Here is a 25,933-nt window from a genome sequence, read left to right on the forward strand (position 1 = left end):
CCGGATCGGTCAGGCCCGTACCCTTCTGCGCCGCTTGGTCGGGTCGCGTTGGCCTGCCAGCGTCAGCCCGAGCAGCGCCATGATCATGGCGAGCCCGAAGTGCAGCCAGTTGGCCGCTCCCTCGAAGAAGAACCCGTAGGCCCACAAAACCAGATACACCAGCGCGCCGCCGAGTAGGTATGCCCGTGCGGCGGCGTAGCTGTGGGCCATCATGAAGCCTGCCGCGCCGGTGACCAGATGCACCATGTTGTGCAGTGCCGTGACGGCGAACAGCCCGAACACCTCGGCGCCGGTGTGCCCGCCCGCCCACGTCAGCCGGTTGTAGCCGGTGGTGACGGCCGGGATGAAGCCGCACACGCCAAGGATGAGCAGACCCGCGCCGACGAAGATAGCCGCGGCTTGCACGGCCATGTATTTCGGATTATTCGCCGTCATCTCCGCCTCCCGCCCGACCCGCTGCATATTGACGGGCCGGCAGATCTAGGAGATACCCCCTAGGTCGGCGGTTAATCGGTCCGGGCGGCTACTTTTTGATGTAGCAGTTCGGTGCGTTGCCGCAGTGGTGGCCCTGGTCGCACTTGTGACAATGGCATGAACAACCGGAACGGTCATTAGCTGGTGCACGCATCGCAGATCAACTCCTCTGTCGAATCGTTCGCGCGAAGTAGGGCGAACGTGCGGACGCATATCAACATATGCCGATATCGCAACGGTGTCGATGCTTTGCGGGCTCATGCGCCGAGTCACCCCGGCGGACGATATCCGCTTCAGCAGGCGTTCAACACGTATTCAGCTGCCCTGCAAAGGATTCAACGCATCCAGTCGATTTGCTCCGGATGACATCGCGGGTGCCTATAGTCGTTAGCTGGGTTTCCTATTGAGTCGGGGGCGAGGATCTTGGCGGGTTCGGTGCAGCCGATCTGATGACAAAGGAGTGATATGGCAACCGATACGCCGATGCAATTGGGAATGGTGGGCCTGGGCCGGATGGGGGCCAACCTGGTGCGACGGTTGATGCGTGACGGGCACCGCTGCGTGGTCTATGACCGCAACGCCGACGCCGTCACCGCCCTGGCCGGTGAGGGCGCAACGGGTGCAGAGTCGTTGAGCGACTTAGTCGCCAAGCTCGAAAAGCCGCGCGCGGTATGGCTGATGCTGCCCGCGGCGGTGGTGGATTCGACGCTGGATCAACTGGTTGCGCTGCTCGACGCCGACGACACGGTGATCGACGGCGGAAACTCCTACTATCGCGACGACATCACCCGGGCGAAAGCCCTGCAGGAAAACGACATTCACTACGTCGACTGCGGCACCAGCGGTGGGGTGTGGGGCCTGGAGCGCGGCTACTGCCTGATGATCGGCGGTGAGACCGACGTGGTCACCCGCCTCGACCCGATCTTCAAGACCATCGCGCCCGGGCAGGGCACCGCCGAACCCACCCCCAGCCGCACCCGTACCGACGGCACCGCCCCCGACGGCTATCTGCACTGCGGACCAAGCGGGGCAGGGCATTTCGTGAAGATGGTGCACAACGGTGTGGAGTACGGGATGATGGCCGCCATCGCCGAGGGGCTCAGCATTATCAAGCACGCCGACGCCGGCACCGTCGACCGGACGGTCGACGCAGAAACCACACCGCTGCGCGACCCGTGGGCCTACCAGTACACGATCGACGTCGGCGAGGTGGCCGAAGTCTGGCGGCGCGGCTCGGTGGTCGGCTCGTGGTTGGTGGATCTGACCGCAGACGCGCTGGCCCGCTCACCCGGACTCGACGATTTCACCGGCCGGGTGTCGGACTCCGGGGAGGGCCGCTGGACGGTGCTGGCTGCGGTCGACGAAGGTGTGCCCGCTTCGGTGATCACCACATCGCTGTTCGAACGCTTCGAATCCCGCCAGCTCGGTGGGTTCACCGACAAGGTGATGTCGGCGATGCGCAGTGAGTTCGGCGGCCACGCCGAGAAGAAGTAAGAACATGAAGACCGCATCCGCCGATGTGCTGGTGATCTTCGGGATCACCGGCGACCTCGCCAGGAAGATGACGTTTCGGTCGTTGTACCGGCTGGAACGAAATGGTCTGCTGGACTGTCCGATCGTCGGTGTCGCCCTCGACGACTGGTCGGCGTCGACCCTGCGTGACCACGCCCGCAAGGCCATCGATGCGAGCGGCGAGCCGGTCGACGACAAGGTGTTCGAGCGGTTCGCGCAACGGCTTTCGATGGTGTCGGGCGATTTCGCCGACCCGAAGACCTATGACCGCGTGGCCCAGGCCATCGAGGGCAAGCACACACCCGTGTTCTATCTCGAGATCCCGCCGTCGTTGTTCGGCCGCGTCGTCGAGGGTCTGGCGCGGGCCAGCCTCACCACCGGGGCCAGGGTCCTGGTGGAAAAGCCGTTCGGCCACGACCTGGCGTCGGCGCGGGAACTCAACGCGATGCTGCGCAGTGTTCTCGAGGAGTGGCAGATCTTTCGCATCGACCACTTCCTGGGCAAGGAACCGGCGATGGACATCATGTTCCTGCGGTTCGCCAACTCGATCTTCGAACCGCTGTGGAACCGCGACCGGATCCACTGTGTGCAGCTGACCATGGCCGAGAACTTCGGCGTCGACGACCGGGGCAGCTTCTACGATCCCGTGGGCGCGCTGCGCGACGTCGTGCAGAACCACCTGCTGCAGTTGATCGGATTGTTCGCCGCTGAACCGCCGAGCGTCGCAGGCGCCGACGGGATCCGTGACAAGCGCGTGGAGGTGTTCCGCGCGATCCCGTCGATCGACCCGGCCCACTATGTGCGCGGACAGTACGACGGCTACCCGTCGATCGAGGGGGTCAAACCGGACTCGCAGACCGAGACGTTCGCGGCGCTGCGCCTCGAGATCGACAACTGGCGCTGGTCAGGGGTCCCGTTCTTCATCCGGGCCGGCAAGGGTTTACCGGTGCGCGCCACCGAGATTCGCGTCATCTTCAACCGGCCGCCCAAGTTGCCGATCACCGCGACAACCCACGACCCCAACGAACTCGTGTTGCGCATCGATCCCAAACCCGGCGCCGACCTGATCGTGCAGGCCAAGGAGCCCGGCGCCAACCGCACCCGCACGGTGGACCTCTCCCTGGTCTTCGCCGAGGAACTCGGTGAGGCGCCCGAGCCCTACGAGCGGCTACTCAGCGACGCCATGCGCGGCAACTCCAGCCAGTTCGCCCGCGAAGACGGGGTCGAGGAGACCTGGCGCATCGTGCAACCGCTGCTCGACGCGCCACCACCCGTGGAGCCGTACCCGCGGGGATCGTGGGGTCCGCCCGGAGCGGCCAAACTCGTTGCCGGCTATCCGGGTTGGCGCGACCCCTGGCTGTAGTACTTCGCTCGCGAGGTGAATCTAGCGCTGCAGAATCGGCGTCAGCGCGTCGAGCACCGCGGGATCCTCGATGGTCGACGGCACCGGCTCCGTGCGACCCGCGGCGATACCGCGCATGGTCTTGCGCAGGATCTTTCCCGAGCGGGTCTTCGGCAGCGCAGGGACGACGTCGACGGTCTTGAAACACGCGACAGCGCCGATGTTCTCCCGCACCGCGGCGACCAGTTCGTCGGCCAGCCGATCGGCGGACGCTCCGGCTTTGAGCACGACGAACCCGCGCGGAACCTGGCCCTTGATCTCGTCGGCCACGCCGATGACCGCGCACTCCGCCACGGCCGGGTGTGCTGCCAGCACTGCCTCGATCGCGCCCGTCGAAAGACGGTGTCCGGCAACGTTGATCACGTCGTCGGTGCGCCCCATCACGAACAGGTAGCCGTCTTCGTCGAGATAGCCGCCGTCGCCGGTGAGGTAGAACCCGGGAAACGCCGACAGGTAGGACGCGATGTAGCGGTCGTCGTCGCCCCACAGCGTCGGCAGGGTGCCGGGCGGTAGCGGCAGCCGCACGCAGATCGCGCCCTCCTCGCCAGCGTCGCACTCCGAGCCGTCTGGGCGCAGGATTCGCACGTCGTAGCCGGGCATCGGCGCCGTGGCGGAACCGGGCTTGATCGGCATCGGCTCGACGCCCATCGGGTTGGCCGCGATGGACCAGCCGGTCTCGGTCTGCCACCAGTGATCGATGACCGGCAGGCCGAGTTTCTCCGCCGCCCACTGGTAGGTGTCGGGGTCGAGGCGCTCACCGGCCTGGAACAGATACCGCAGCGCGGACAAGTCGTACTTGTCGAGGTGCAGCCCGTCGGGATCCTCCTTCTTGATGGCGCGCATCGCCGTCGGCGCGGTGAACAACGCCTTGACCCCGTGCTCGGCGGCCACCCGCCAGAACGCGCCGGCATCGGGGGTGCCGACGGGTTTGCCTTCGTACAACACCGTCGTCGCGCCCAGCAGCAGCGGACCGTAGACAATGTAGGAGTGCCCCACCACCCAGCCGACATCCGAAGCGGCCCAATAGATGTCGCCGGGCGCGGTGTCGTAGATGTGGCGCATGCTCCACAGCAACGCGACGGCGTGCCCGCCGTTGTCGCGAACGATGCCCTTCGGTTTTCCGGTGGTGCCGGAGGTGTAGAGCACATACAGCGGATCGGTCGATTTCACCGGTACCGGGTCGACGGGTTGAGCCGTTGACATCAGCGCGTTCCAGTCCCGGTCCCGGCCATCGACCAGTTGGCACGGCTGGTGCTCGCGCTGCAGGATCACGCACGGGGGTGCCGGGTGCTCGGCCATCTCAAGGGCGGCGTCGAGCATCGGTTTGTAATCGACGGTGCGGGTCGGCTCGACGCCACACGACGCCGACACGATCACCGTCGGGCGGGCATCGTCGATGCGTAGGGCCAGTTCGTGTGCGGCGAACCCACCGAACACCACCGAGTGCACCGCACCCAGCCGCGCGCACGCCAGCATGGCGATCACGGCTTCGGGCACCATCGGCATGTAGATCACCACGCAGTCGCCCTTGCAGACTCCCAACTGGTGCAGTGCTCCAGCGAAACATGCTGTGGCCGAGAGGAGTTCACGATAGGTATAGGTGCGCTGAGTTCCGGTCACGGGGGAGTCGTAGATCAGCGCGGGTTGGTCGGCGCGGCCGCCCTCGACGTGGCGGTCGAGCGCGTTGGCGCATGTGTTCAATTCACCGTCAGGAAACCACCGGTAGAACGGCGGGTTGGAGTCGTCGAGGATCTGTTGGGGCTCGCGCATCCACGTCACCTCCCGCGCGGCATCGGCCCAAAACGACGCGGGATCACGGAGGCTGGCGTCGCACAGTTCTCGGTATCCGGTCATACCGGCACGGTAGCGCGACAAGCCTTCCTATAGTCGCGTTATGCCTGCGCAACCGCCACCTATCGACGGCGTTCGACGTTCGTTCATCGACGCCCGGGGCGTGCGGTTCCACGTCACCGAGGCCGGTCCGGCAGACGGCCGTCCGGTCCTCGCCCTGCACGGGTGGCCGCAGCACCACTGGGTGTACCGCGACCTGCTGGCCGATCCGCCGCCTGGAATGCGGATCATCGCACCCGATCTGCCTGGTTACGGCTGGTCGGGGCCCGCGCCGCACCGCTGGGCCAAAGACGATGTCGCCAGCGATGTCCTGGCGCTGATGGATGTGCTCGGACTGGACCGGGTGCTGCTGGTGGGCCACGACTGGGGCGGTTTCGTCGGCTACCGGATGCTGCTGACCGCGCCGCAACGTTTCGACGGTTATCTCGTGATGAATATGGCCCATCCGTGGCTGTCGCCGCGCGCGGTGGCGCCTCATCTGTGGCGGTTCTGGTACCAGCTGCTGATGGCCACAGTCGGCGTCCAGGTGCAGCAGCGCACGTCGTTTCTCGAGCGGGCGTTCGCGTCGATCTCCGACATCGACCGCGACACCGCCCGCATCTACGTCGAGCGGTTCCGCGATCCGGTGGTGGCCAGGACCGCACGAGACACGTACCGGACGTTCCTGCTTCGGGAACTCCCCGCCGCGGCGCGGTCGCCGGCGCCGCCGCGGGCGACTGTGCCGATCCGGTGCCTGTTCGGGCTCGATGACAGTGCGGTGCACGTCTCGTTCGCCGCGCCGGAATCCGCCAACGCCGACGACTACACGCTGGAGACCGTCGACGCCAGCCATTTCATCGTCGACGAGCGGCCCGATCTGGTTCGGGCGCGGTTGATCTCGTTGGCCGAAGAGACGCAGCGGTAGTGGCCGAACGAGATCGCGACGAGTTGGGCAAGGCGCGCAGCAGCCGGCCCCGCGACGCGCTCGGCAGACCGCTGCCGCACGGCAGCGAGGGCGTGGCGCGCATCCCCGAAAATCTCGAGTTGTCGCCGTCGGAGTCCCTGTCCTACGCGCAGGAGTTGCTGGACGACGGGCTGGCGTTCAACGCCCACGAGGTCCTGGAGGCGGCCTGGAAGAACGCGCCCGACGACGAACGCAACATGTGGCAGGGGTTGGCGCAGCTCGCGGTCGGCATCACCCACATCCAGCGCGGCAACACCGTCGGCGCCGCGACCGTTCTGACCCGGGCTGCGGAGCGGCTGGCGGACCGGCCCGAGGCCCAGCCGCACGGCATCGACGTCGACGGGCTGATCACCCACGCCCACGCGCTGATCGAGGACCTGCAGCGACAAGCCGACATCTCGGTCGAGCGGCTGCGGCCACGGCTTGAAGCCACCAGATGAGAACCTTCTCATCTGGTTATCACCACGGTGACATCCGAACGTCCGATCGTGGATGTCATGCGCAGCTCATTGACCCTTGTCCTGGCCGCGTTGGCCCTGCTGGCCGCCGGTGTGGGCGGCGTGGTGATCGCGTCGACGGGATCTACCGCCGACCATGAGCCGCTCGATCCGATCACTGTGCACGCGCCTGAGCAGCCGGCGACCCACGGGCCCGCGGCGCCCGCCGAGCCCGCTGCCCCCGCCCCGTCGCCGCAGCTCCCCGCCGCATCCAAGATCGCGCCGCCGCCGCCACCTGTGGATGTGCCCGCCCCGCCGCCCCCGGTCAGCGTGGGGGACTGGGACGACGATGACGACGACTGGGATGACGACGACTGGGATGACGATGACGACGACGATGACGACGACTGATCGCGCGTCCGTCGCCGAAGGCACGACGCGAGAGGATGGGTACTAGCGACGGCAGCGACCCGGGGAGGACGACGGATGACCGTTGAATCTGCCCCGGTGGATCCGAGGCGGAGATGGCGTCGGCTGCTGCCGTGGACAGCGCGCACACAGATCATCGCGTGGGTGCTGCTGCTGGTGCTGACCGCGTTGGGGGTCGTCACGTTCGTGACGTGGCAGCTGCTGGTCAGGGCGGTCGACGCGCGGATGGACGAGGCGCTGCGGTTCGAGGTGCAAGAGTTCGCCGAGCTGACCGAGCCCGGCGTCAATCCGCGTACGGGTGAGCCGTTCACGAGCGTCGAAGAGGTGATCCGGGAGGCTATCGCCTACAACATCGCCCGGCCCAACGAGAAGTTCCTCGGCTACGTCAACGGGCAGTACCGCACCCAGAGCAGGCAGGAACCCGGCGCGCAGGAGGTGCTGTCGCAGGACGAGGCTTTTGCCGAGCGGGTCGCCAACGTGACCGAGCCGGTGGAGGGCCGGTACCAGCACGCAGAAGCCGGCGAGGTGCGCTACCTCGCGATCCCGGTACGTCTGGCCGGTGATCCCGCGCAGGGTGTCATCGTCGCGGCGTACATGGGCGACGCCGAACGTGACGCCGCCAACGACGCGGCGCGGCTGATGCTGATCGTCGGTTCGGTGACGATGATCGGCGCCGCGGCGGCGGCCTGGATTCTGGCCGGCCGGATCTTGCGTCCGTTGCGCGACGTCGCCGACACCACTCGGATGATCAGCGACACGGACCTGTCGCTGCGGGTGCCGTCGCGGGGTAAGGACGACGAGCTCGACCTCCTCGTCGCTACGATCAACGAAATGCTCGACCGGGTCGAGGCGGGCGTTTCCGCGCAGCGGCGGTTCGTCGATGATGCGGGCCATGAACTGCGCACACCGATCACGATCGTGCGCGGTCACCTCGAGGTGCTCGACCCCGCCGACGCGCAGGATGTGGCGTCGACGGTGGCGCTGGTCGACGACGAGCTGGGCCGGATGAACCGGATGGTGTCGGACCTGTTGTTGTTGGCGCAGTCCGAGCAGCCGTCGTTCCTGCATCCCGACGTGGTCGACGTCGAGGCGCTGACTCGGGAGGCCTTCGAAAAGATCACCCGGCTCGCACCGCGGGGCTTCAGGTTGGAGACGGTGGCACGAACGACCGCCGTACTCGACCCGCAGCGGATCACCCAGGCGCTGGTGGCATTGGCCGACAACGCATCGCGGTTCACCGAAGACGGTGGCTGGATCGGCGTCGGCTCCCAGCTGTCCGGCGGGTCGCTGCGGTTCTGGGTATCCGATTCGGGACCGGGTGTCAGCGACGAAGAGCGACATCGGATCTTCGAGCGCTTCGCCCGGGGTGGGACACGGCGCTCAGACGGTGCGGGGCTTGGTCTTTCGATTGTGCGGGCGATCGCGGTCGCACACGGCGGTGACGTGCTGCTGGACAGCGAGCCCGGCCGGGGCGCGACGTTCTCGGTCGTGATTCCTGCGGTGAAAGAGGATCAATGGCGCGGATACTGATTGCCGAGGACGAGCCGCGGATCGCGTCGTTCGTCGAGAAAGGCTTGGCTGCCAACGGGTTCACCACCACGGTGGTGGTCGACGGGCCGTCGGCGTACGACTACGCGGTCAGCGGCGGGTTCGATCTGATGGTGCTGGACATCGGGCTGCCGGAAATGGACGGGTTCGAGGTGCTGCGCAGGCTCCGGGCCGAGAACCATCCGATCCCGGTGATCGTGTTGACGGCGCGCACCAGCGTGCACGATACAGTCGCCGGGCTGGAAGGTGGCGCCGACGACTACATGCCCAAGCCGTTCCGGTTCGAGGAACTGCTGGCTCGCATCCGGGTGCGGTTGGCGCCGGATCGGACACCTGAGCTGACCGTGTTGTCCTGCGGCGGTTTGCATTTGGATCTGCGTACGCGACAGGCCGAAGTGGATGGTCGCACGGTGGATCTGTCGGCGCGGGAGTTTGCGCTGGCGGAGACGTTCCTGCGCCATCCGGGTCAGGTGCTGTCGCGGGAACAGCTGCTCAGCCACGTGTGGGGCTACGACTTCGACCCGGGTTCGAACGTGGTCGACGTGTACGTGCGCTATCTGCGACGCAAGCTCGGCGCGGAGCGATTTGTCACGTTACGGGGGATGGGCTACCGGCTCGAGACCATCGACTGATCGGTTTTCCTTGCGTGCGGCCGGCAGGTCGATCTCGATCGTCAAGCCACCGCCGGGGGTGTCGGACGCCGTAATCGTGCCGCCCATCGCTTCGACGAACCGCCGTGCCACCGAAAGCCCGAGACCGACACCGATTCTCGGACCATCACCGAACCGTGAGAAGGGCTCGAAGATCTGTTCCTCGGTGCCGCGCGGGATGCCCGGGCCCTCGTCGACGATGGCGATGAGCATGCGGTCGCCCACCTGACCTGCTGTCACCCGAACCGCGCTACCGGGGGCGTAGCGCAGCGAGTTGTCAATCACGTTGGCCAGTACGCGTTCGAGCAGGGCCGCGTCTGCGAGGACCGCTGCGCCGTCGACGGTTGTCTTGACCCGCTCAACACCGCGCCGGGTGAAGTCGGTGTTACCCGTGGTGATCCCGAGCAATGACCGTTGGACGGCCTCCTCCAGTTCGACGCGGTCACGTTCGGGGTGGATCACTCCGGCGGTGCGACGCGACGAGTCGAGCAGGTTGCCGACGACGGCCATGAGTTCGTCGACGGATTCCTCGCCGGTGGCCAGTAGGTCAGCGACGTCCTGCACCGGGAAGTCGGCGTCACTGCTGCGCAAAATCGGCGCCGCTGATTTGGCCGCAGCCAGCGGACTGCGAAGTTTGTGGGCCACCGCTGAGGACAGCGAGCGCCATAGTTCGTCGACTGCGACGGCGGCGCCGGTTTTGGTGGCGTCCTGGGCTGATTCCCGGCGTTTGACGAGGTCTGCGGCGTGGTTGGCGACGGCGCTGATCACGCGGCGCTCACGGGTGGTGAGCGGTGGGCCGGCCAGGAGCATGCTGTATTCGTCGTCGCCGATGTCGACGGCGGTGTCGGCGTCGTCGACATCGGTGCACGGATCCTGGCCCACGGCGGCGACGACCTCGCCGGTTTGGGTGTGAATCATGCTGACGGCGCGTTGCAGATAGGCCTCGCGGATCCGTTCGAGCAGTACGTCGATGTCGACATCGCGGAGCACCGAATCTGCGAACAGCGAAAGCATTTCGGAGTCCTGGGATGTGCGACGCGCTTCGCGGGCGCGGTTGACCGTGTGGTCGAGGAGAGCGGCCACCAGAACGGCGACGAGCATCAGCATTACGACGGTGATTGCGCCGTCGGTATGCCCGACGGTGAACGTGTTTTGCGGGGCGAGAAAGAAATACGTGAGCAGCGCTCCGGAGAGCATCGTTGACAGCACTGCGGGGATGAGGCCGCCCAGCAGTGCGACGCCGAGTATGCCGGTCAAGAACAGCGCACCCTGACCGCCGATGCCGAGGAGTCCGTCCGGCAGTGCCATGGTCGACCCGAAGATCGCGAGCGGAATCGCCAGGGCGGCAAACCAAGACAGCGCCCGGTGCGGGCGAGGTGAGTTACGCGACCCCGAGGTGCCGCCACCGGCGTCCTCGTGGGTGACCATGTGGACGTCGATCGTGCCGGACTGCCGCACAACCCTGTCGCCGACGCCCTCCTCGAACAGGCGCGCCCACCGCGACTTTCGGGTGCTCCCGATGACCAGTTGCGTGGCGTTGGTGTCGTGGACGAAGTCGAGCAGTGCCGAGGCGACGTCGCCGGCGACGACGGTGTGCATGGTCGCGCCGAGGCTGACGGCGAGGTCGCGCACGGCCTTCTTCTGCTGTGAGGAGATCCCGGTGAGACCTTCTCCTTGGACGACGTAGACGACCTTGAGTTCCGCGCCTGACCGCGAGGCGATGCGGGAGGCGCGGCGCACCAGAGTTTCGGATTCGGGGCCGCCGGTGACGCCGACCACCACGCGCTCGCGAGGTGCCCACGTTTCAGGGATCTTCTTGTCGGAGCGGTATTTCGAGAGCGCGGCGTCGACCTGGTCGGCCATCCACAGCAGCGCCAGTTGCCGCAGCGCGGTGAGGTTCTCGACGCGGAAGTAGTTGGACATTGCGGCGTCGACGCGCTCGGGCGGGTAGATGTTGCCGTGAGCGAGCCTGCGCTGCAAGGCTTGTGGTGTGATGTCAACCAGCTCGATCTGGTCGGCGGCGCGAACGATCTCGTCGGGGATCCGCTCCTTTGTTTCGACACCGGTGATCTGGCTGGCGACGTCGGCGAGGCTTTCGAGGCTCTCGACACCGACGGTGGTGATCACCGTGATGCCGGCGTTGAGCATCTCCTCGACGTCCTGCCAGCGTTCGGCGTTCTTGCTGCCGGGAGTGTTGGTATGGGCGAGGTCGTCGACGAGCACGACTTTGGGGCGTCGCTCCAGGACCGCCTCCACGTCGAGTTCGGGATGGCGCTCGCCGCGATGCTCGACATAGCTTGGCGGTAGCACCTCGATGCCAGCGAGGCGCTGGGCGGTTTTGCGGCGTCCGTGGGTCTGGATGACGGCGGCGACGACGTCGGTCCCGCGCTCGAGGCGCCGGTGCGCCTCGGACAGCATCGAGTAGGTCTTGCCGACGCCGGGTGCAGCACCGAGGTAGATCCGCAGGTCGCCTCGGTTTCGGCTCAAGATTCCCATAGGGCCATTTTCCCTGATGATCGGCGTGTCGGGGGCGGCCCGTGCGTATCGAGACGATCAGCGCAGCTCACTGGGCCGATATTCTTGACCGTCGGCCCCAAGCGGTACCGTATTCGACGCCTAGCCCCCATAGCCCAATTTGGCAGAGGCAGCAAGCTTAAAACTTGCAAAGTGTCGGTTCGAGTCCGACTGGGGGCACCGGAGTTCTTGCAAGTAGGGGCCGATTGCGGCTCGAACATTCGAGCGGTTGCTGTCGTTGGCAGCTCCCTGCGTCAGCACCGCGTCAGCGAGGAACTTCGACCATTACCTAGACTCCGAGAATGCGCGTGCCGCGCCGAATCGCGGAGTTCAACAAGCGAGTCACCAATCCGGCGGCTCGCACGATCACACCGTGGCTTCCGAACCTCGGAACGCTCGAGCACGTCGGGCGGAAGTCGGGTAAGCGATATCGAACGCCCCTTCTGGTATTCAAGACCCATGATGGCTACGCCATCCTCATCGGCTACGGCCTACAGACGGACTGGTTGAAGAACGTGCTGGCCGGCGGGCCGACGGTGCTACGCAAGCGTGGACGGGCTGTCGCGCTCGTCAACCCACGGGTGGTAAGCAAGGCCGAGGCCGCGGCCCTGGTCATACCGCGTTCTCGCCTCCTCTACCGAGCGTTTCCCTACAACGAGGCAGCCGTGCTGCTGACGAATGCGGGCTCTGTGGGTTGACCTCGGTACCGCACCGGGCTTGGAGCCGAGGAAGCGGCTGAAATCCGCACAGTGTCGGTTCGAGCCCGACTGGGGCGCGACATCGATGCAGTCGCCGACGTGGTGTGCTAGCTGCGTCTCATGTGCTGAGAGTAGACACCCCTTTACGATTGCTACTGTGCACGCAAAACCCTGGTGAGGAGCCCTGATGGCGGCCGGCGTCCGGCAAAAGTTGCAGCAGGTGACCGAGGCGGGGCGCGCGGCCAAACGCCTCGTCGAAACCGGAATCATCGATCTGAAGGATCTCGGCTCGGGCGTCGAGACCGCCAAGCTCGCGCGCACGTATGGCCCGCAGGCCACGATGGCGATTCAGGGTGGTCGCAAGTACGCGGACCTACCCGCGGTCGTCGACGAGCGCGGAACATTGACCTACCAGCAGATCGATGACCAGTCGTGGGCATTGGCACACGGCTTGCAACGCCTCGGCGTCTCCCCGGGCTCAGTCGTCGGCGTACTGTGCCGCGACCACCGCGGTCTCCTCATCACCATGGCCGCCTGCGGCAAGGCAGGCGCCCGAATGGTGTTGATGAACACCGGGTTCGCCAAACCCCAGTTCGCCGACGTCTGCGAACGCGAGAAGGTGACCGTGGTGCTGCACGACAGCGAATTCCTCGGTCTGCTCGACGCGCTGCCCGCCGACCTGCCGCGTGTGCTGACGTGGGTGGACGACGGAACTGAACCGCCCGCGGGTACTCAGACTCTCGACGACATCGTCGCGTCGAACTCCACCGAGCCCCTGCCGCCGCCGAACAAAGCAGGCGGGTCGGTGATTCTCACCAGCGGCACGACCGGGCTGCCCAAGGGTGCGCCACGCGAAACGGTCTCTCCGCTCGCGACGGCGCAAATCGTCGACCGAATCCCCTTCCCGCGCAAGGGAACCATGGTCATCGTGTCGCCCATCTTCCACAGCACCGGGTGGGCCACTTACACCGTCGGTGCGGCGTTGGGCAACAAGGTCGTGACGACTAGGCGGTTCAACGCGGAGGGCACGTTCAAACTCATCGCCGACCACAAAGCTGACATGCTGGTCGCGGTCCCGACAATGCTGCACCGGATGGTCGAGCTCCCGTCCGACGTCATCGGCAAGTACGACACGTCCTCACTGAAGGTGATCCTGATCGCCGGGTCGATCCTGAGCCCTGACCTGTCCAACCGGGTGCAGGACACCTTCGGCGATGTTCTGTACAACATGTACGGCTCCACCGAATGCGCGATCGCCAGCGTCGCAATCCCTGCCGAGCTGCGCGCCGCCCCCGGCACTGCCGGTCGTGCTCCGGTGACCTGCGAGGTGGTGCTGTACGACGAGCAGGATCAACGCGTCGAGGGCGCGAACCGTCGCGGCCGGATCTTCGTCCGCAATGGCGCACCGTTTTCCGGATACACCGATGGTCGCCACAAGCAGATCATCGACGGCTACATGTCCAGCGGCGACATGGGTCATTTCGACGAGAACGGGCTGTTGTTCGTGGACGGCCGCGACGACGACATGATCGTGTCCGGCGGCGAGAACATCTTCCCGCAGGAAGTGGAGAACCTGCTCGAAGAGCGTGACGACATCGCCGAGGTGGCGGTGGTCGGTGTTGATGACGCCGAGTTTGGAAAGCGGTTGTGCGCCTTCATAGTTGCCGAGCCCGGCGCCGCGCAAGACGCCGCAGAGATCAAGCAGTACGTGAAAGATAACTTGGCGCGGCACAAGGTGCCTCGCGATGTGGTCTTCATCGACGAGCTACCCCGAAACGCCACCGGAAAGCTGGTACGCCGGGCGCTGGCCGACATGGACATCGAGGGCTGAGGTCGGCCGGAGCCTCTCCTAGACCGTTAACCGGTGGCCAAGCCCTGCAGTACACCGTGGCGTCGGCCAACAGTCTCGTGAAATACGCTATGCAGGGCCTGCTGCGCTGATAGCCGGCCACCGCTGTCGGACAACAAAATGCGCTGCTGTACTCCGATGTCGGAAGTGCAGCGGCGCTTTTCGTGTGGTACCTAGCTGTAGGCAGCAGAAAGCCCACCGGACGCTCTTGGTTTTGCGGCCGGTGTAGACCGCGACCCGGAGGACGGGTCGCGTTCGAGAGCTACGGGTCGTCGTCATCGTCGTCGGGCCGTAGATATCTCTCGGGAAAATGGTAGTTGTTGACACGGGCTTGGCCGGTATCGAGGTGTGGTGGTGGAATCCACTCGGTGCGGCCGTCGGCCCGCTTACGGGTGGTCCAGCCGCCCTTTTCGACGAGGCGGTTGTCGGGGCCGCAGGCGAAGGTGAGCTTGTCGATGTCGGTAGGCCCGTCATCGGCGGCCCAGCCCTCGACATGATGAACCTGGCTCCAATACCCCGGCACCGTGCACCCTGGACGCGAACATCCGCGCTCCTTGGCGTGCAACACAATCCGCTGTCCCGGCGCCGCGAAGCGTTTGGTGCGGCCGAGGTAGAGCGCTTGCTCGGTGTGCTTGTCGAATACCGCGAGATAGTGGTAGGCGTGGCTGGCCAGCCGGATCAGGTCACTCATCGGCAACAGCGATCCGCCTCCGGTGACGGCCTGGCCGGCACCGGCCTCCAGATCCTGCAGTGTGGTGGACACGATGATGGTGGCGGGTAACCCGTTGTGCTGTCCCAATTTACCTGAGGCCAACAACGCCCGACCCATTGCCTTGAGCGCGTCGTGTCTGCGTTGCCCGGCTGAGCGCAGATCGGCCGCCGCCTTGCTGGGATCAGGTTCACCGTCGACACAAGGGGTCTCGTCATCCGGGTTGCACTGACTGGGTGCGGCCCATTTGGCGAAGATCGCCTCAAAAATGGCACGCCCCTCGGGATCCAAGTTGCCGGTGACCTTGCTCATCCCGTCGGGGCCCTGCGGGTGCATGGTGAACTCGCGCTTGCGTGCTCGCTCCTCATCAGTGGGCGGCTTGCCGTCCTGGTTGGCCAGATAGGCCAACTTGTTGGCGGACTTGCGCAGCTGGGTGGGGCCGAGTCCGCTTGCCAAATCGGCGAGATGGGCCTCCAAATGGTCCCACAGGTCGCCGGGCACATAGGAGGGCAGTTCGTCGAAGAATTTGAAGATGATCTTCACGTGCTCGGCGCCGATGTCGCCGCGCTGCTGAGCGGCGGCGACGTTCGGCATCTTCGGCTCGAGCGGCTGGCCGGTCAATGTGCGCCGCGGACCCAGCAGCTCGGCTTCTTCGACGCGCTTTTTGGCCGCATCGTGGGAGATGCGCAGCGTGGTGGCCAGCACCTCGGGCAGCGAGGTGCCGCCCAGCGCGGCTGGATCGGCTTCGGTCGCCAACGCATTGACCAACCGATGCTCCACGGTCGGGACGCGGCGCATACTGCGCTCCAGCCGCACCGCCAGCTTCACTTTCTCGCGGTCAGAAATCGCGTCGAAAGACAGGTCGAGCAGCGTGTCGATCGCGGTGTCGAGCGCATCGAAAGCCGCCGTAACGGCTGCCCGATCCGACACCACACCCGAACTCATGACTCGAACATTAGTTCGAGGCACTGACAGAAAACCTCGTGCTGAGACCAAAGAAAACAAAGTGACAGAAGGGGTTTGCATGACTCGGCCTACCGGCGGCGGCAACGGGATCGCGCGGCGTTGTTCGACCGACTGCTCAGCGAGGCGCGGGCCGCGGGATATGTCACAGCCCGCCTCGAGGCCATGAGCCTTCATGACCGCGGCGCACGCGCTGTATCGGTCGGCGGGCGCGCGGGAGATCGACCCGTTCGACGGGTCCGGGGCGGGGCCTTGCCGGAGCCACCACGTATCTGGAGGTGCGGCTGTGAGCTCAAAAGAGTCACAAATGTTGCGGTAATACAAATAGTGGGACATATCCGGAAGCCAACGCCGACATGATCAGCGACGGCCAGCTGCCTGAGGACCGCGCGTCGGGGTGCGATGGCGAGTGGGCTCAACTCGAGAAGGCGTGGTCGACGCTGCTGGATCCCTACTTCAAGTAGCGGGCCATCCGTCGGTGACGAAGCGGGTCAGCGAAATCGACGTGCAATGAACCCCATAGATCGGGTATCAGTGGATGTATGACCGCCAAGGCGCGGACCGTCTCGAAAAGCACTGAGCCCGAAAGGACTTCTGCGTGCCCCAGACAAGACCTTGGACCGGCGATCCGGTTTGGCTGGCCGACGTACTGCGCGCCGAAGGTGTCGACCTCGTGGAGTTTCCCGGCTGGCAGAACCGCGGTCACGGAGACTTCAAGGACATCCGCGGTGTCATGGTGCACCACACCGGATCCGACAACGCCACCGCCGCCTCGATCGCCTACGGCCGTCCCGACCTGCCAGGGCCGTTGTCGCAGCTTCACATCGCGCGCGACGGCACCGTGACCGTCGTGGCGGTCGGTGTTGCATGGCACGCCGGACGCGGTATGTACCCGTGGCTTCCGACGAACATGGGTAACTGGCACATGATCGGAATCGAATGCGCCAACAGCGGCACGAGCCCGACGGCCCCGCACCGCCACAATTGGCCTGACGCACAGTATTTCGCACTGGTGCAGTGCTGTGCGGCCATCAATCGTCGACTGTCGCAGACTTCTGCGCGCACGATCGGGCACAAGGAGTACGCGGGCCGCGTCCAAGGTAAGTGGGATCCCGGCGCGATCGACATGGAAATTCTGCGCCAGGATATCCAGAAGCGAATCGGCGACACCGCGGGCTCGGCGCAGACCCCGCAACCGCCCGTGCCCGTCGGCGAATACGCGCACGTCTTGCTGTTTCGCGGCTCCGAGGGGCCCCAGGTCGCCGCACTCCAGCGCCGACTCAAGTTCGCATATCGCGAGTACGCCGGCCACCTCGTGGTAGACGGTGACTTCGGACCTCAGACCGAAGCCGCCGTCAGGGAGTTCCAACGTCGTACCCCAGGTTTGACAGTTGACGGCATCGTCGGCCCGGCCACCGCTGCCGCGCTGCGACTGGACCTGGTGCCTGCGCCGACCGTCACCACCGCTTCGTCCGCATTTCGCCGCGGCTAAGCGGGCATCAGCCGTCGGCGCCGTCGATTCCGCCGGGACTTCCGCCGCTACCGCCGGTGCCGCCGGGAGACCCGCCATCGCCGCCGTCACCGCCCCCGCCGATGCCGCCGTTGCCACCGTCACCGCCGTCGCCGCCCGCACGGTCCGGCGCGGTGCCGAGCGCTGAGCCGCCATCACCGCCCGCGCCTCCTGCCGACAGGACGCCGCCGTTTCCGCCGTCGCCGCCGTTGCCTCCGTCGGCAGTGCTCAGGGCGCCGTTGGCCGTCGCGCTGCCTGCCGTGCCACCGGCCCCGCCGTCTCCGTTGAGCGTGCCGCCATTGCCGCCGTTACCACCGTCGCCGCCGACGGTGTTGGCGAATCCGGCAGCGGAGCCTCCTGTGCCGCCAACACCGCCCGCGCCGCTGACTGCGGTACTGCCACCGGCGCCGCCGTCGCCGCCCTGGGTGCTGCTGCTGTGCAGGTCCAGCGCCGACGCGCCGCCACCGTCACCGCCGTCACCGGAGTCGCCGACACCGAGAACGCTGCCGCCGTTGCCGCCCGCGCCCGCGATCGCGTCGCTGCCGTCGCCAGTTGTCTTGGCCGCACCGCCTGCGCCGCCGTCACCCGCGTTGCCGTTGAGCCCGGTGCTTCCGCCGTGACCGCCGGCGCCGCCCGTGACGGCCCGAAGGCCCTCTGCGGCACCGCCGTTGCCCCCGACCGCGCCACTGCCGAACAACAGACCGCCGTTGCCGCCGTCGCCGCCGGATCCGCCTGCGGCGTCACTGCCGTTTACTCCCAGCGCCGTACCACCGTCACCGCCTGCGCCGCCACTTCCGACCAGCTTGGCGCTGCCGCCGTCGCCGCCGTCCCCTGCCGTGGCCGCGCCGCGGCCGCTCGACGCGTCACCGCCCGCCCCGCCGCTGCCACCGGCTCCGATGAACGCACCGCCATCGCCGCCTTGGCCGCCAGCACCGGCGACGGTGTCCGCGAACCCATCGGCGATTCCGCCCGCGCCGCCGTTTCCACCGGGTCCGATGAACCCGACGGTGCCGCCGTCGCCGCCAGCGCCCGCGGTCGTGCCGACTGAGTGCAGATCGAGGGAGTCCGCGTTGCCGCCGGCACCCCCGTTGCCCGCGGCGCCGATGCCGAGCACGTTGCCGCCGTCGCCGCCCGCCCCGCCGAGCGCGCCACCGCTGTCTTCGGACGTCTTCGCCGTCCCTCCGGCGCCACCGTCTCCGGCGCGGCCGAACAGTCCGGCGTTGCCTCCGGCGCCGCCCGCGCCACTGGTGGCGTTCGCCCCACCTTCGGCGTTACCTCCTCTGCCGCCTGTTCCGCCGTTGCCGAACAGCAGACCGCCACGGCCGCCGGCGCCTCCTGGGCCGCCAATTGCGTTGCCCGTCAACTGAATGTCGTCAACACCGTTTCCGCCGTTGCCGCCGTTGCCGATCAGACCAGCGTCTCCGCCTCGGCCACCGGGGCCACCGTTTCCGCCGTTGCCGAAAAGCAGGCCGCCGCGCCCGCCGGCTTGCCCGGGTGCCACACCGTCGGCGCCGTTGCCGATGAGCAATCCGGCATTCTCGCCCGGCTCATCACCATCGCTGATGAAGAACGCGATGAAGTCGGTCACGAAGTTGGCGGACGACGGCACAAGCAGCGCGGTGCTGCGATCGCCTGATCTTGAAGGCGCGCCACCCGTTCCGATCAACGCGACCGGCTGAGGCGCACGCAGCGCGGGCCTGTTCGGCCGCGTGACGTTTTCGGGATCTCTCGATAGTGGTGCAGCGAATGCGAAGGGCGCAAAGCTGTTTGGAGGTTCGTCGAGGGGTGTCCAGCTGCTGGCTACCACGCTGAGCAGCGGGTGCGGCGTTATCGGGGGAATGACGGTCGTTGTGGCGATGGCCGCGGCCGAACTGAGCGGCTTGACCGGAGTCACCGGCGGGGGAGGGTCGGCAGAACCGGTGCTGGGTACAGCAAGAACTCCGGCTGCCATCACAACAGTCGCCATGGATTTATGCGGCGAAATGTTCATCGCCGAGCCTCCCAGCGCCAGCCCCGAACTCAGCTGACACGAGAAGTGTCCCACCGCGGAATGACCGGTGGGCCGGACTTGCAAAAAGTCACCCCTTCGCGCGGCGAGTCCGATCCGTACGCTGGCGAATATGCCTGACGTCATCTTCTCGCTCGATCCCGACAAGCGATTCGACGAGCAAGATGTTCTTGGCCATAGCCGGTGGCATCCTGAGATCCCGCCCGTCGCGAGTGTGCGACCCGGACAGACATTTCGCGTGCACTGCCGCGACTGGTTCGACGGTTCTATAGGCAATACCGACTCGGCCGACGACATCCTCAACGCCCCGTTCCACGAGGGCCACAAGTTGAGTGGTCCGTTCGCCGTGGACGGCGCCAAGCCCGGCGACTTACTCGTGGTCGACATCGTCGACATCGGCCCCATCTCGGAAGGCGACGTCGGGCCGCTCGCCGGACAGGGGTGGGGCTACACCGGCATCTTCGCCCCGCGCAACGGTGGCGGATTCCTCGGAGACCTGTTCCCCGACGCCTACAAGGCGGTGTGGGAGTTCTCCGACGGCCATGCCACTTCGCGTCACATCCCCGGCGTGAAGTTCGCCGGCGCGCCCCATCCCGGCTTGATGGGTACGGCGCCGTCATCGCAACTGCTCACCACGTGGAACAAGCGCGAAGCCAAGCTCATCGCCACCAAACCGGTGCGCGTCCCGCCACTGGCGCTGCCGCCGATGGCCAAGGGAGCGCTGCTGGGGCAGACGGCGGAGCAGGATGTGGCTCGGCTGGCCGTCGTCGCCGCCCAGACGGCGCCACCCCGCGAAAACGGGGGAAATCAGGACATCAAGGATCTGACCAAGGGCAGCCGCATCTTCTATCCGGTGTTCGTCGACGGCGCAAACCTGTCGGTGGGAGACCTGCACTTCTCCCAAGGCGACGGCGAAATCACCTTCTGCGGCGCGATCGAAATGGGCGGCTACATCGACCTGCATGTCGACGTCATCGCAGATGGTATGTCGCTCTACAAGATTCGAGAGAACCCACTGTTCGTACCCGGCGGCGCCGGAACCCAGTGCGACGAGTGGCTGACGTTCTCCGGGATTTCGGTCACCCGCGACGGCAAGCAGACATTCCTCGATCCCTTCGTCGCCTACCAGCGTGCCTGCCTCAACGCGATCGACTACCTGACCGCGTTCGGCTACTCGCGCGAACAGGCCTACCTGCTGCTCGGCGCCGCACCCATCGAGGGCCACCTGTCCAGCGTGGTCGACATTCCCAACACCTGCGCCACCGTGTACCTGCCCACGGCGATCTTCGACTTCGACGTCAAACCTCGAGCCGAAGGTCCGCACCAGGTGGTCTCGACGGTCGCCGTACCGCGCAGCGACGCCTCCGGTCTTCCCGAGGACAGCGTTTTGCGAGCGGTACCGAAAGACAAGCGCAGCCTACTGCCGACTGCCCAGCAACTTGGCGGCCGTGCTGCCCGGCCGATACGTAACGCGATGCGAAAGTTGTTGGGCTAGCGGCGTCAGTAACCCGGTGTGACGACCTCGGCGAGTTCCTGTTCGGGTTCCTGCGGGGGCACCGCCGCGGGCAACTCGGGCTGCGGCGAGCTGGCCTGGCCCCCGGTCGAGCCGCCGCACTCGGCGCCGCTGACTCCCGGCGGGCACATGCTCGGGCTCTCACCCGTCGTGGCGGCGTCCGCAGGCACTGACGCAGGGGCGGAAGCCGGAGCCGAACCCGCCGAGTTCGGTACCAGATGGGGTACGCACTGGCTGGTGAAATTGTCTGGCTCTTCTCCGGCCGGGCAGTCGGCGAGATGGGAAGGCGGGCTGGCCGGCCCGGCCAGTGTCACCCCGACCACCGGCGCCGCTGCTGCGAGCGCGAACCCGCCAACCATGATCACTCGTCGCGCGAACAGAGAGATGGAACCCATTGATCACCCTTCAATTGGGAGCTTTGAGGTACGCCGACACTAACCCGTGGGCGGTCCCAACGCGCGTTTTACGACCAGGACAGAGCTGCGGACCTGCCGATATGTCAAAGAATTCTGCGCCGCGACCGACGCAATTCGGTGCTGTCGATGCATCGAGTTGACGAAGTCGATACTCTAGCGGCGGGTTCAGACTGCAGCCTCGTGATGTTGAATGAGGTTGCTTTGTGGGCGCCCCAAGCAAGAGGTGAGGTTTGGACGGACAGCTTTGTACCGAGAACTGGGTCGGACGCGTGGCGGTGGTTGCCGCGTCCGGTGACCTCGACATGCTCACCGCGCCCCAGCTGAAAAGCGCCGTTGAGGCGGCTTTGGCCAAGGACCCTGCGGGTCTGATCGTCGACCTCACTCAGGTGGACTTTCTCGGGTCGGCGGGGATGCAGGTGCTGATGGAGGCCCACAATCAGGTCGAGGGCACCGAGATACGGTTTGCTGTCGTCGCTGAGGGACCGGCGACCAGTCGGCCGCTCAAGATCACCGGTATCGCGGATCTGATCGCCATGTATTCCACGGTTGAAGCCGCTCTCGAGAACTTCGCCGCGTGACTTCAGCCGCGACGGGGTAATCAGTTCGCACGATGTCCGAATCGAATTGCTCCACGGGCGAGATGGACGCGAGCCTCATCCGAAACGACACTGCCCACGCCCATAATGTCGCGCAGTTTCGTTCCGAGCTGTCCGGATGGCTGCGCAGGCACCTCACGCTCGACCCGGTCAGGTTCAACGACGTCGTGCTGGCCGTCAACGAAGCGCTCACCAACGCGGCGGAATTCGCTTACCGCGGGGGCACCGGCCCGATGACGATGCACGCCCGTCACTACGCGGCTGACCATCAGCTGGAGGTTGTGGTCTCCGATCACGGCAGTTGGCGCTACGTCGACGGCGAGGGGCAACCGAATACGCGGGGCCGCGGTATTCCGCTGATGCGTGCGTTGGCCGACCGCACGACGATCTCCAAGCAGTCGACCGGCACCGAAGTGCGGTTGCAGTTCGACGATTGCGGGTCGGTTACCGGGAACGCCTACAGCGCGTCGGTTTGACACGTTGTGGTCGGCGCCGTCATCGGCGGTTGAAGTGACGTGAATCACTGTTGCACTGGATGCGATTGACGTTGCACGCGAATCCAATCCGGCATGTCGCTTGTGATTTGTCGCTCACTTTTCGATTTCGAACCTGAGAGCGGGTTTTCGGCGTCGATATCGGAATCCGTTCAGCCAACGGTAAAGCCGCACGTTATCGGCACATTACAGATAACCGCCGGAGGGTAACGAACGGATAACGAAGAGTTTCTTAAGCGCTGTCTGAGAGCTTTTGACGCGCCAACGCCGATTGACGGTTGCGACGAGAAAACGCGTCGGTGTTCGTCGCTAGACTCGTGGGTAATCAGCGCCAAAGGCGTAGGAAGACTTGAAATCTAGGGCCGGTGAACGCCATACCGGCGGAGGTACACCGATGGAAATGGCTAAGTTTGTGGCGCCCATGAGGCAGATGAAAACCTCTGATTCAGATGAGACGAACGTCAGCTTGGCGGGCGCCGTCGAGGCGCGGCGAGGGCCGATCGGCGACATCGCGGCCGCCGATGGTGTGATCGTGACCGCCAATTACGGCGACGACAGTATTTCGGTGCTCGACCCGACCACGCTGGCCGTGGAAAGCATCATCGCGGTGCCGGGCGAGCCCGTCGCGGTGGCGGTCGCAGACGACCGCGCGTACGTCGGCACATCGTCGTGGACCCATGACGAGGTCTCGGTGGTCGACCTCACGGCCAAGAGCGTCATCGCAACCTATGACCTGGCGTTGAGCGTCACGGCGCTGACCGTTAGCCCCGACGGCAAGCGGGTGTTCGCCGCGCGGACCGGCGATGGCTACGCCGACGTCGCGGTGATCGACGTGCCCGCAGAGCAGATGGGCACCATCGACATCGCCACCGGCGCCGGGATCGGCATCGACGCCGTCGAGGTCGACGCCAGCGGTAAGCGCCTGTACGTGGGCACGACCGACGCCCGCGGCAGCGCGCTCGTGATCGTCAACGTGGAGACCACGCGCGTCGAGCGCGCCGTGCAGATCGGCGCACCGATCCGCGACATCACCGTCGCCGACGGCACCGCCTACGTGCTGACGTCGGACCGCACCCGCGGTGGCGTCGTGCACGTGATCGCGCTGGCGACCGGCCGCATCACCGGAACGGTCCAACTCGGCGGCGCGCCGACGCAGCTGGTCATGGGCGCGGACAAGAACCGCGCATACGTCGTCGACTACGACGGTGTCGCGGTGCTGTGTCCGCTGACCCGCAAGGTGGTTCACATGATCACCACCGACGCTCGGCCGTCGGGCGTCGCGGTCGACGGTGATCACCTGCACGTTGCCGACTACGCCGGCGTTGTCACCGTCTTCGACGTCGAGTCGGCCACACCGCTGACCTACTCCGATTTCGTGGCGACCGATCCCATCGCGGTGCCCGAAGTTGCCCCGCTGGAGCCGGCCACCGTCTAGCGCAAAAAAACTTTCAGCGCCGTTGAACCCCTTACGCGGTTGTCCCGTTGAACCGCAGTGAAGGCCGTGGGGGCCTTCGCAAAGGGAAAGGGGCGCGGCCATGCGCGCAACGCTGTTGGTACTGACCGGGATCGCCGCGGCAGCCTTCGGGGCAATCGCGGTACCGGCAGTCGCGTCGGCCGAGTCGGCTGACCTGACGATCGCCACGCTCGAGGCGCAGGGCTTCGAGGTGAAGGTCAACAAGATTGGAAGCGCATCGCTCGACGAATGCGTCATCACCGATATCCGAAAGCCCAAGGAGCGAACGGAATTCGTGCGTCGCGGCGACGACCGGATTCAGGTGGTCACCGAACGCTCCATCACCGTGACGGCTGACTGTTCACGGCGCTAACACGCAGCGGTTTGGGCGTATTTGGTCACGCTGAACGTGACCAAATACGCCGAAATCCCTTAGTGGCGGCGGCAGTCCAGCGACACCGAGATCGGTTGACTGATCGTCACCGGAAAGAGCACGCCGTCGTTTCTGCCGCCGAGCAGAGGCATCAACTGGGTGAACTGCTGCGGGTTGCGGACGCTGGTGACCACACATTCCGACATCGGTGCCGTACCGATCTTGTCGATGGTGACGTTGTAGCCCCTGTCCTGCAGCTTGTTGATCACGTCCTGCGCTGACTCGCCGTCCTGGGCTGTGGCGATACCGGCGGGTGCGGCCATCGTTGCGTACGCGACGGCCGCGGCCCCGGCAAGGATCCATGTGGTGCGCATGGCATCAATGATCCCCGATCAGCGCTCGGCGCGCTGATAAGCGGTGACGACAGCGGCGCCGCCGAGCCCGATATTGTGCTGCAGCGCGGCGGTGACGCCGTCGACCTGCCGTTTGTCGGCCGTGCCGCGCAGCTGCCACGTCAGCTCGGCGCACTGCGCAAGGCCCGTCGCACCGAGCGGGTGGCCCTTGGAGATCAGCCCGCCGGACGGGTTGACGACCCAGCGCCCGCCGTAGGTGGTGTCGTTGTTGTCGATCAGCTTCGGCGCCTCGCCCTCCGCGCACAGGCCCAACGCCTCATAGAGCAGCAGCTCGTTGGCCGAGAAGCAGTCGTGCAGCTCGATCACCTGGAAATCACTCGGGCCGAGGCCGGACTGCTCGTAGACCTGCTGAGCGGCTTGCACGTTCATGTCATAGCCGATGAGGTTCTTGGCGCTGCCGTCGAACGATGACTGGAAGTCGGTGGTCATCGACTGGCCGACGATCTCCACGGCCTGCCCGGCCAGGTTGTGCTTGTCGACGAACGCCTCGCTGGCCACGATCGCCGCACCCGAACCATCGGAGGTCGGGGAGCACTGCAGTTTGGTCAGCGGATCGGAGATCATCTTCGCCGCCAGAATGTCGTCGAGGGTGTACTCGTCCTGGAACTGCGCATACGGGTTGTTCACCGAATGCTTGTGGTTCTTGAACCCGATCTTCGCGAAATGCTCAGCGGTGCTGCCATGTTGACGCATGTGTTCACGGCCTGCCGCGCCGAACATCCACGGTGCCACCGGGAACGCGAACTCGTCTATCTCGGCCATCGCCTTGACGTGCTTGCCCATCGGCGACTCGCGGTCCTCGTAGCCACCCTTAAGCGAGCCGGGCTGCATCTTCTCGAAGCCGAGCGCGATCACGCAATCGGCGAGCCCGCCGCGGATGGTCTGCGCGGCAAGGAACAGCGCGGTGGAACCCGTCGAGCAGTTGTTGTTGACGTTGGCGATCGGAATTCCGGTCAAGCCGAGCTCGTAGAGCGCACGGTTGCCAGACGTCGAGTCGCCCGCGACGTAGCCGACGAAACCCTGCTGCACTTCGGAATAGTCGATGCCGGCGTCCTCGAGGGCCTTGGTGCCCGACTCCTTGGCCATCTGCGGATAGTCCCAGCCCTCGCGTCGGCCGGGCTTCTCGAACTTCGTCATCCCCACACCGACGACGTAAACCTTGTTGGGCATCTCGTGTT

The 25,933-nt window shown here is 66.1% G+C and carries 23 protein-coding genes, 1 tRNA gene and 1 pseudogene; 17 read left to right on the forward strand and 8 right to left on the reverse strand.

Annotation, left to right across the window (positions count from 1 at the left end):
* Positions 1-9 precede the first annotated feature (9 nt).
* Entirely contained in the window at positions 10-435 is a 426-nt protein-coding gene (locus tag ABQE44_RS02390; protein ID WP_448393217.1) for a DUF4383 domain-containing protein, read from the reverse strand.
* 522 nt (positions 436-957) lie between these two features.
* On the opposite strand from ABQE44_RS02390, the gene gnd reads away from it, so the two are divergent.
* Together gnd and zwf are read left to right on the forward strand one after the other, a co-directional pair.
* Complete coding sequence (gene gnd / locus ABQE44_RS02395; RefSeq protein ID WP_448428296.1) at positions 958-1,968, forward strand: phosphogluconate dehydrogenase (NAD(+)-dependent, decarboxylating); 1,011 nt, start codon at positions 958-960, stop codon at positions 1,966-1,968.
* Positions 1,969-1,972: 4 nt separating this feature from the next.
* Complete coding sequence (gene zwf / locus ABQE44_RS02400) at positions 1,973-3,349, forward strand: glucose-6-phosphate dehydrogenase (RefSeq protein ID WP_448428074.1); 1,377 nt, start codon at positions 1,973-1,975, stop codon at positions 3,347-3,349.
* 21 nt (positions 3,350-3,370) lie between these two features.
* On the opposite strand, the gene ABQE44_RS02405 is transcribed toward zwf, so the two are convergent.
* On the reverse strand, positions 3,371-5,242 hold the full coding sequence (locus ABQE44_RS02405; RefSeq protein ID WP_448393219.1) for a propionyl-CoA synthetase: 1,872 nt from the start codon (positions 5,240-5,242) through the stop codon (positions 3,371-3,373).
* A gap of 40 nt (positions 5,243-5,282) precedes the next feature.
* Here ABQE44_RS02405 and ABQE44_RS02410 point away from each other — a divergent pair, with 40 nt between their 5' ends.
* From ABQE44_RS02410 to ABQE44_RS02430, 5 genes are all read left to right on the forward strand, one after another.
* Positions 5,283-6,143 (forward strand): alpha/beta fold hydrolase, encoded by an 861-nt coding sequence (locus tag ABQE44_RS02410; RefSeq protein WP_448393220.1) that lies wholly within the window; start codon positions 5,283-5,285, stop codon positions 6,141-6,143.
* Complete coding sequence (locus tag ABQE44_RS02415) at positions 6,143-6,622, forward strand: DUF309 domain-containing protein (protein ID WP_448393221.1); 480 nt, start codon at positions 6,143-6,145, stop codon at positions 6,620-6,622. Before ABQE44_RS02410 ends, ABQE44_RS02415 begins: the two co-directional genes overlap by 1 nt.
* Positions 6,623-6,679: 57 nt before the next feature.
* Positions 6,680-7,030 carry a hypothetical protein gene (locus ABQE44_RS02420; RefSeq protein ID WP_448393222.1) on the forward strand — a complete coding sequence of 117 codons (351 nt, stop codon included), beginning with the start codon at positions 6,680-6,682 and terminating at the stop codon, positions 7,028-7,030.
* Between the two features lie 75 nt (positions 7,031-7,105).
* Complete coding sequence (locus ABQE44_RS02425) at positions 7,106-8,578, forward strand: sensor histidine kinase (protein WP_448428076.1); 1,473 nt, start codon at positions 7,106-7,108, stop codon at positions 8,576-8,578.
* Positions 8,563-9,228 (forward strand): response regulator transcription factor, encoded by a 666-nt coding sequence (locus tag ABQE44_RS02430; protein ID WP_448393223.1) that lies wholly within the window; start codon positions 8,563-8,565, stop codon positions 9,226-9,228. Before ABQE44_RS02425 ends, ABQE44_RS02430 begins: the two co-directional genes overlap by 16 nt.
* Here the strand turns inward: ABQE44_RS02430 and ABQE44_RS02435 are convergent.
* Positions 9,190-11,742 (reverse strand): sensor histidine kinase, encoded by a 2,553-nt coding sequence (locus ABQE44_RS02435; protein ID WP_448428078.1) that lies wholly within the window; start codon positions 11,740-11,742, stop codon positions 9,190-9,192. The two genes, ABQE44_RS02430 and ABQE44_RS02435, sit on opposite strands and share 39 nt — an antisense overlap.
* 123 nt (positions 11,743-11,865) lie before the next feature.
* On the opposite strand from ABQE44_RS02435, the gene ABQE44_RS02440 reads away from it, so the two are divergent.
* The 3 genes from ABQE44_RS02440 to ABQE44_RS02450 all read left to right on the forward strand — a co-directional run bounded on the left by ABQE44_RS02440 (position 11,866) and on the right by ABQE44_RS02450 (position 14,289).
* Positions 11,866-11,940 (forward strand) — tRNA-Leu (locus tag ABQE44_RS02440).
* 122 nt (positions 11,941-12,062) lie between these two features.
* Positions 12,063-12,458, forward strand: a complete 396-nt coding sequence (locus ABQE44_RS02445; protein WP_448428080.1) for a nitroreductase family deazaflavin-dependent oxidoreductase — start codon at positions 12,063-12,065, stop codon at positions 12,456-12,458.
* Positions 12,459-12,645: 187 nt separating this feature from the next.
* On the forward strand, positions 12,646-14,289 hold the full coding sequence (locus tag ABQE44_RS02450) for an acyl-CoA synthetase (RefSeq protein ID WP_448393226.1): 1,644 nt from the start codon (positions 12,646-12,648) through the stop codon (positions 14,287-14,289).
* A 280-nt stretch (positions 14,290-14,569) separates the two neighbouring features.
* Here the strand turns inward: ABQE44_RS02450 and ABQE44_RS02455 are convergent, their stop codons facing one another.
* Positions 14,570-15,961, reverse strand: a complete 1,392-nt coding sequence (locus ABQE44_RS02455) for an HNH endonuclease signature motif containing protein (protein ID WP_448393227.1) — start codon at positions 15,959-15,961, stop codon at positions 14,570-14,572.
* 347 nt (positions 15,962-16,308) lie between these two features.
* Between ABQE44_RS02455 and ABQE44_RS02460 the strand changes: the two are divergent.
* Positions 16,309-16,443 (forward strand): annotated as a pseudogene (locus ABQE44_RS02460) (DUF4344 domain-containing metallopeptidase); the annotation flags it as partial.
* A gap of 134 nt (positions 16,444-16,577) precedes the next feature.
* On the forward strand, positions 16,578-17,471 hold the full coding sequence (locus ABQE44_RS02465) for a peptidoglycan recognition protein family protein (protein ID WP_448393228.1): 894 nt from the start codon (positions 16,578-16,580) through the stop codon (positions 17,469-17,471).
* Positions 17,472-17,478: 7 nt separating this feature from the next.
* On the opposite strand, the gene ABQE44_RS02470 is transcribed toward ABQE44_RS02465, so the two are convergent.
* Entirely contained in the window at positions 17,479-19,077 is a 1,599-nt protein-coding gene (locus tag ABQE44_RS02470) for a hypothetical protein (protein ID WP_448393229.1), read from the reverse strand.
* 532 nt (positions 19,078-19,609) lie between these two features.
* On the opposite strand from ABQE44_RS02470, the gene fmdA reads away from it, so the two are divergent.
* Positions 19,610-20,992: a formamidase gene (gene fmdA, locus ABQE44_RS02475; protein ID WP_448428082.1), complete on the forward strand. Its 1,383-nt coding sequence runs from the start codon at positions 19,610-19,612 to the stop codon at positions 20,990-20,992.
* Between the two features lie 5 nt (positions 20,993-20,997).
* On the opposite strand, the gene ABQE44_RS02480 is transcribed toward fmdA, so the two are convergent.
* Positions 20,998-21,405: a hypothetical protein gene (locus tag ABQE44_RS02480; protein ID WP_448428084.1), complete on the reverse strand. Its 408-nt coding sequence runs from the start codon at positions 21,403-21,405 to the stop codon at positions 20,998-21,000.
* A 290-nt stretch (positions 21,406-21,695) separates the two neighbouring features.
* Here ABQE44_RS02480 and ABQE44_RS02485 point away from each other — a divergent pair, with 290 nt between their 5' ends.
* From ABQE44_RS02485 to ABQE44_RS02500, 4 genes are all read left to right on the forward strand, one after another.
* Positions 21,696-22,004: an STAS domain-containing protein gene (locus tag ABQE44_RS02485; RefSeq protein ID WP_448428086.1), complete on the forward strand. Its 309-nt coding sequence runs from the start codon at positions 21,696-21,698 to the stop codon at positions 22,002-22,004.
* Between the two features lie 32 nt (positions 22,005-22,036).
* Positions 22,037-22,498: an ATP-binding protein gene (locus tag ABQE44_RS02490; protein WP_448428088.1), complete on the forward strand. Its 462-nt coding sequence runs from the start codon at positions 22,037-22,039 to the stop codon at positions 22,496-22,498.
* 418 nt (positions 22,499-22,916) lie between these two features.
* Entirely contained in the window at positions 22,917-23,951 is a 1,035-nt protein-coding gene (locus ABQE44_RS02495) for an MmpL3/TtfA transport complex stabilizer (RefSeq protein ID WP_448428090.1), read from the forward strand.
* Positions 23,952-24,051: 100 nt separating this feature from the next.
* Positions 24,052-24,342, forward strand: coding sequence for a hypothetical protein (locus tag ABQE44_RS02500; RefSeq protein WP_448428092.1), 291 nt, complete (start codon positions 24,052-24,054; stop codon positions 24,340-24,342).
* A 59-nt stretch (positions 24,343-24,401) separates the two neighbouring features.
* On the opposite strand, the gene ABQE44_RS02505 is transcribed toward ABQE44_RS02500, so the two are convergent.
* Both ABQE44_RS02505 and ABQE44_RS02510 read right to left on the reverse strand, forming a co-directional pair.
* Complete coding sequence (locus tag ABQE44_RS02505; protein ID WP_448428094.1) at positions 24,402-24,716, reverse strand: hypothetical protein; 315 nt, start codon at positions 24,714-24,716, stop codon at positions 24,402-24,404.
* A gap of 18 nt (positions 24,717-24,734) precedes the next feature.
* On the reverse strand, positions 24,735-25,925 hold the full coding sequence (locus ABQE44_RS02510; RefSeq protein WP_448428096.1) for a lipid-transfer protein: 1,191 nt from the start codon (positions 25,923-25,925) through the stop codon (positions 24,735-24,737).
* Positions 25,926-25,933: the final 8 nt, after the last annotated feature.

The sequence above is a fragment of the Mycolicibacterium sp. XJ2546 genome (assembly GCF_053483195.1).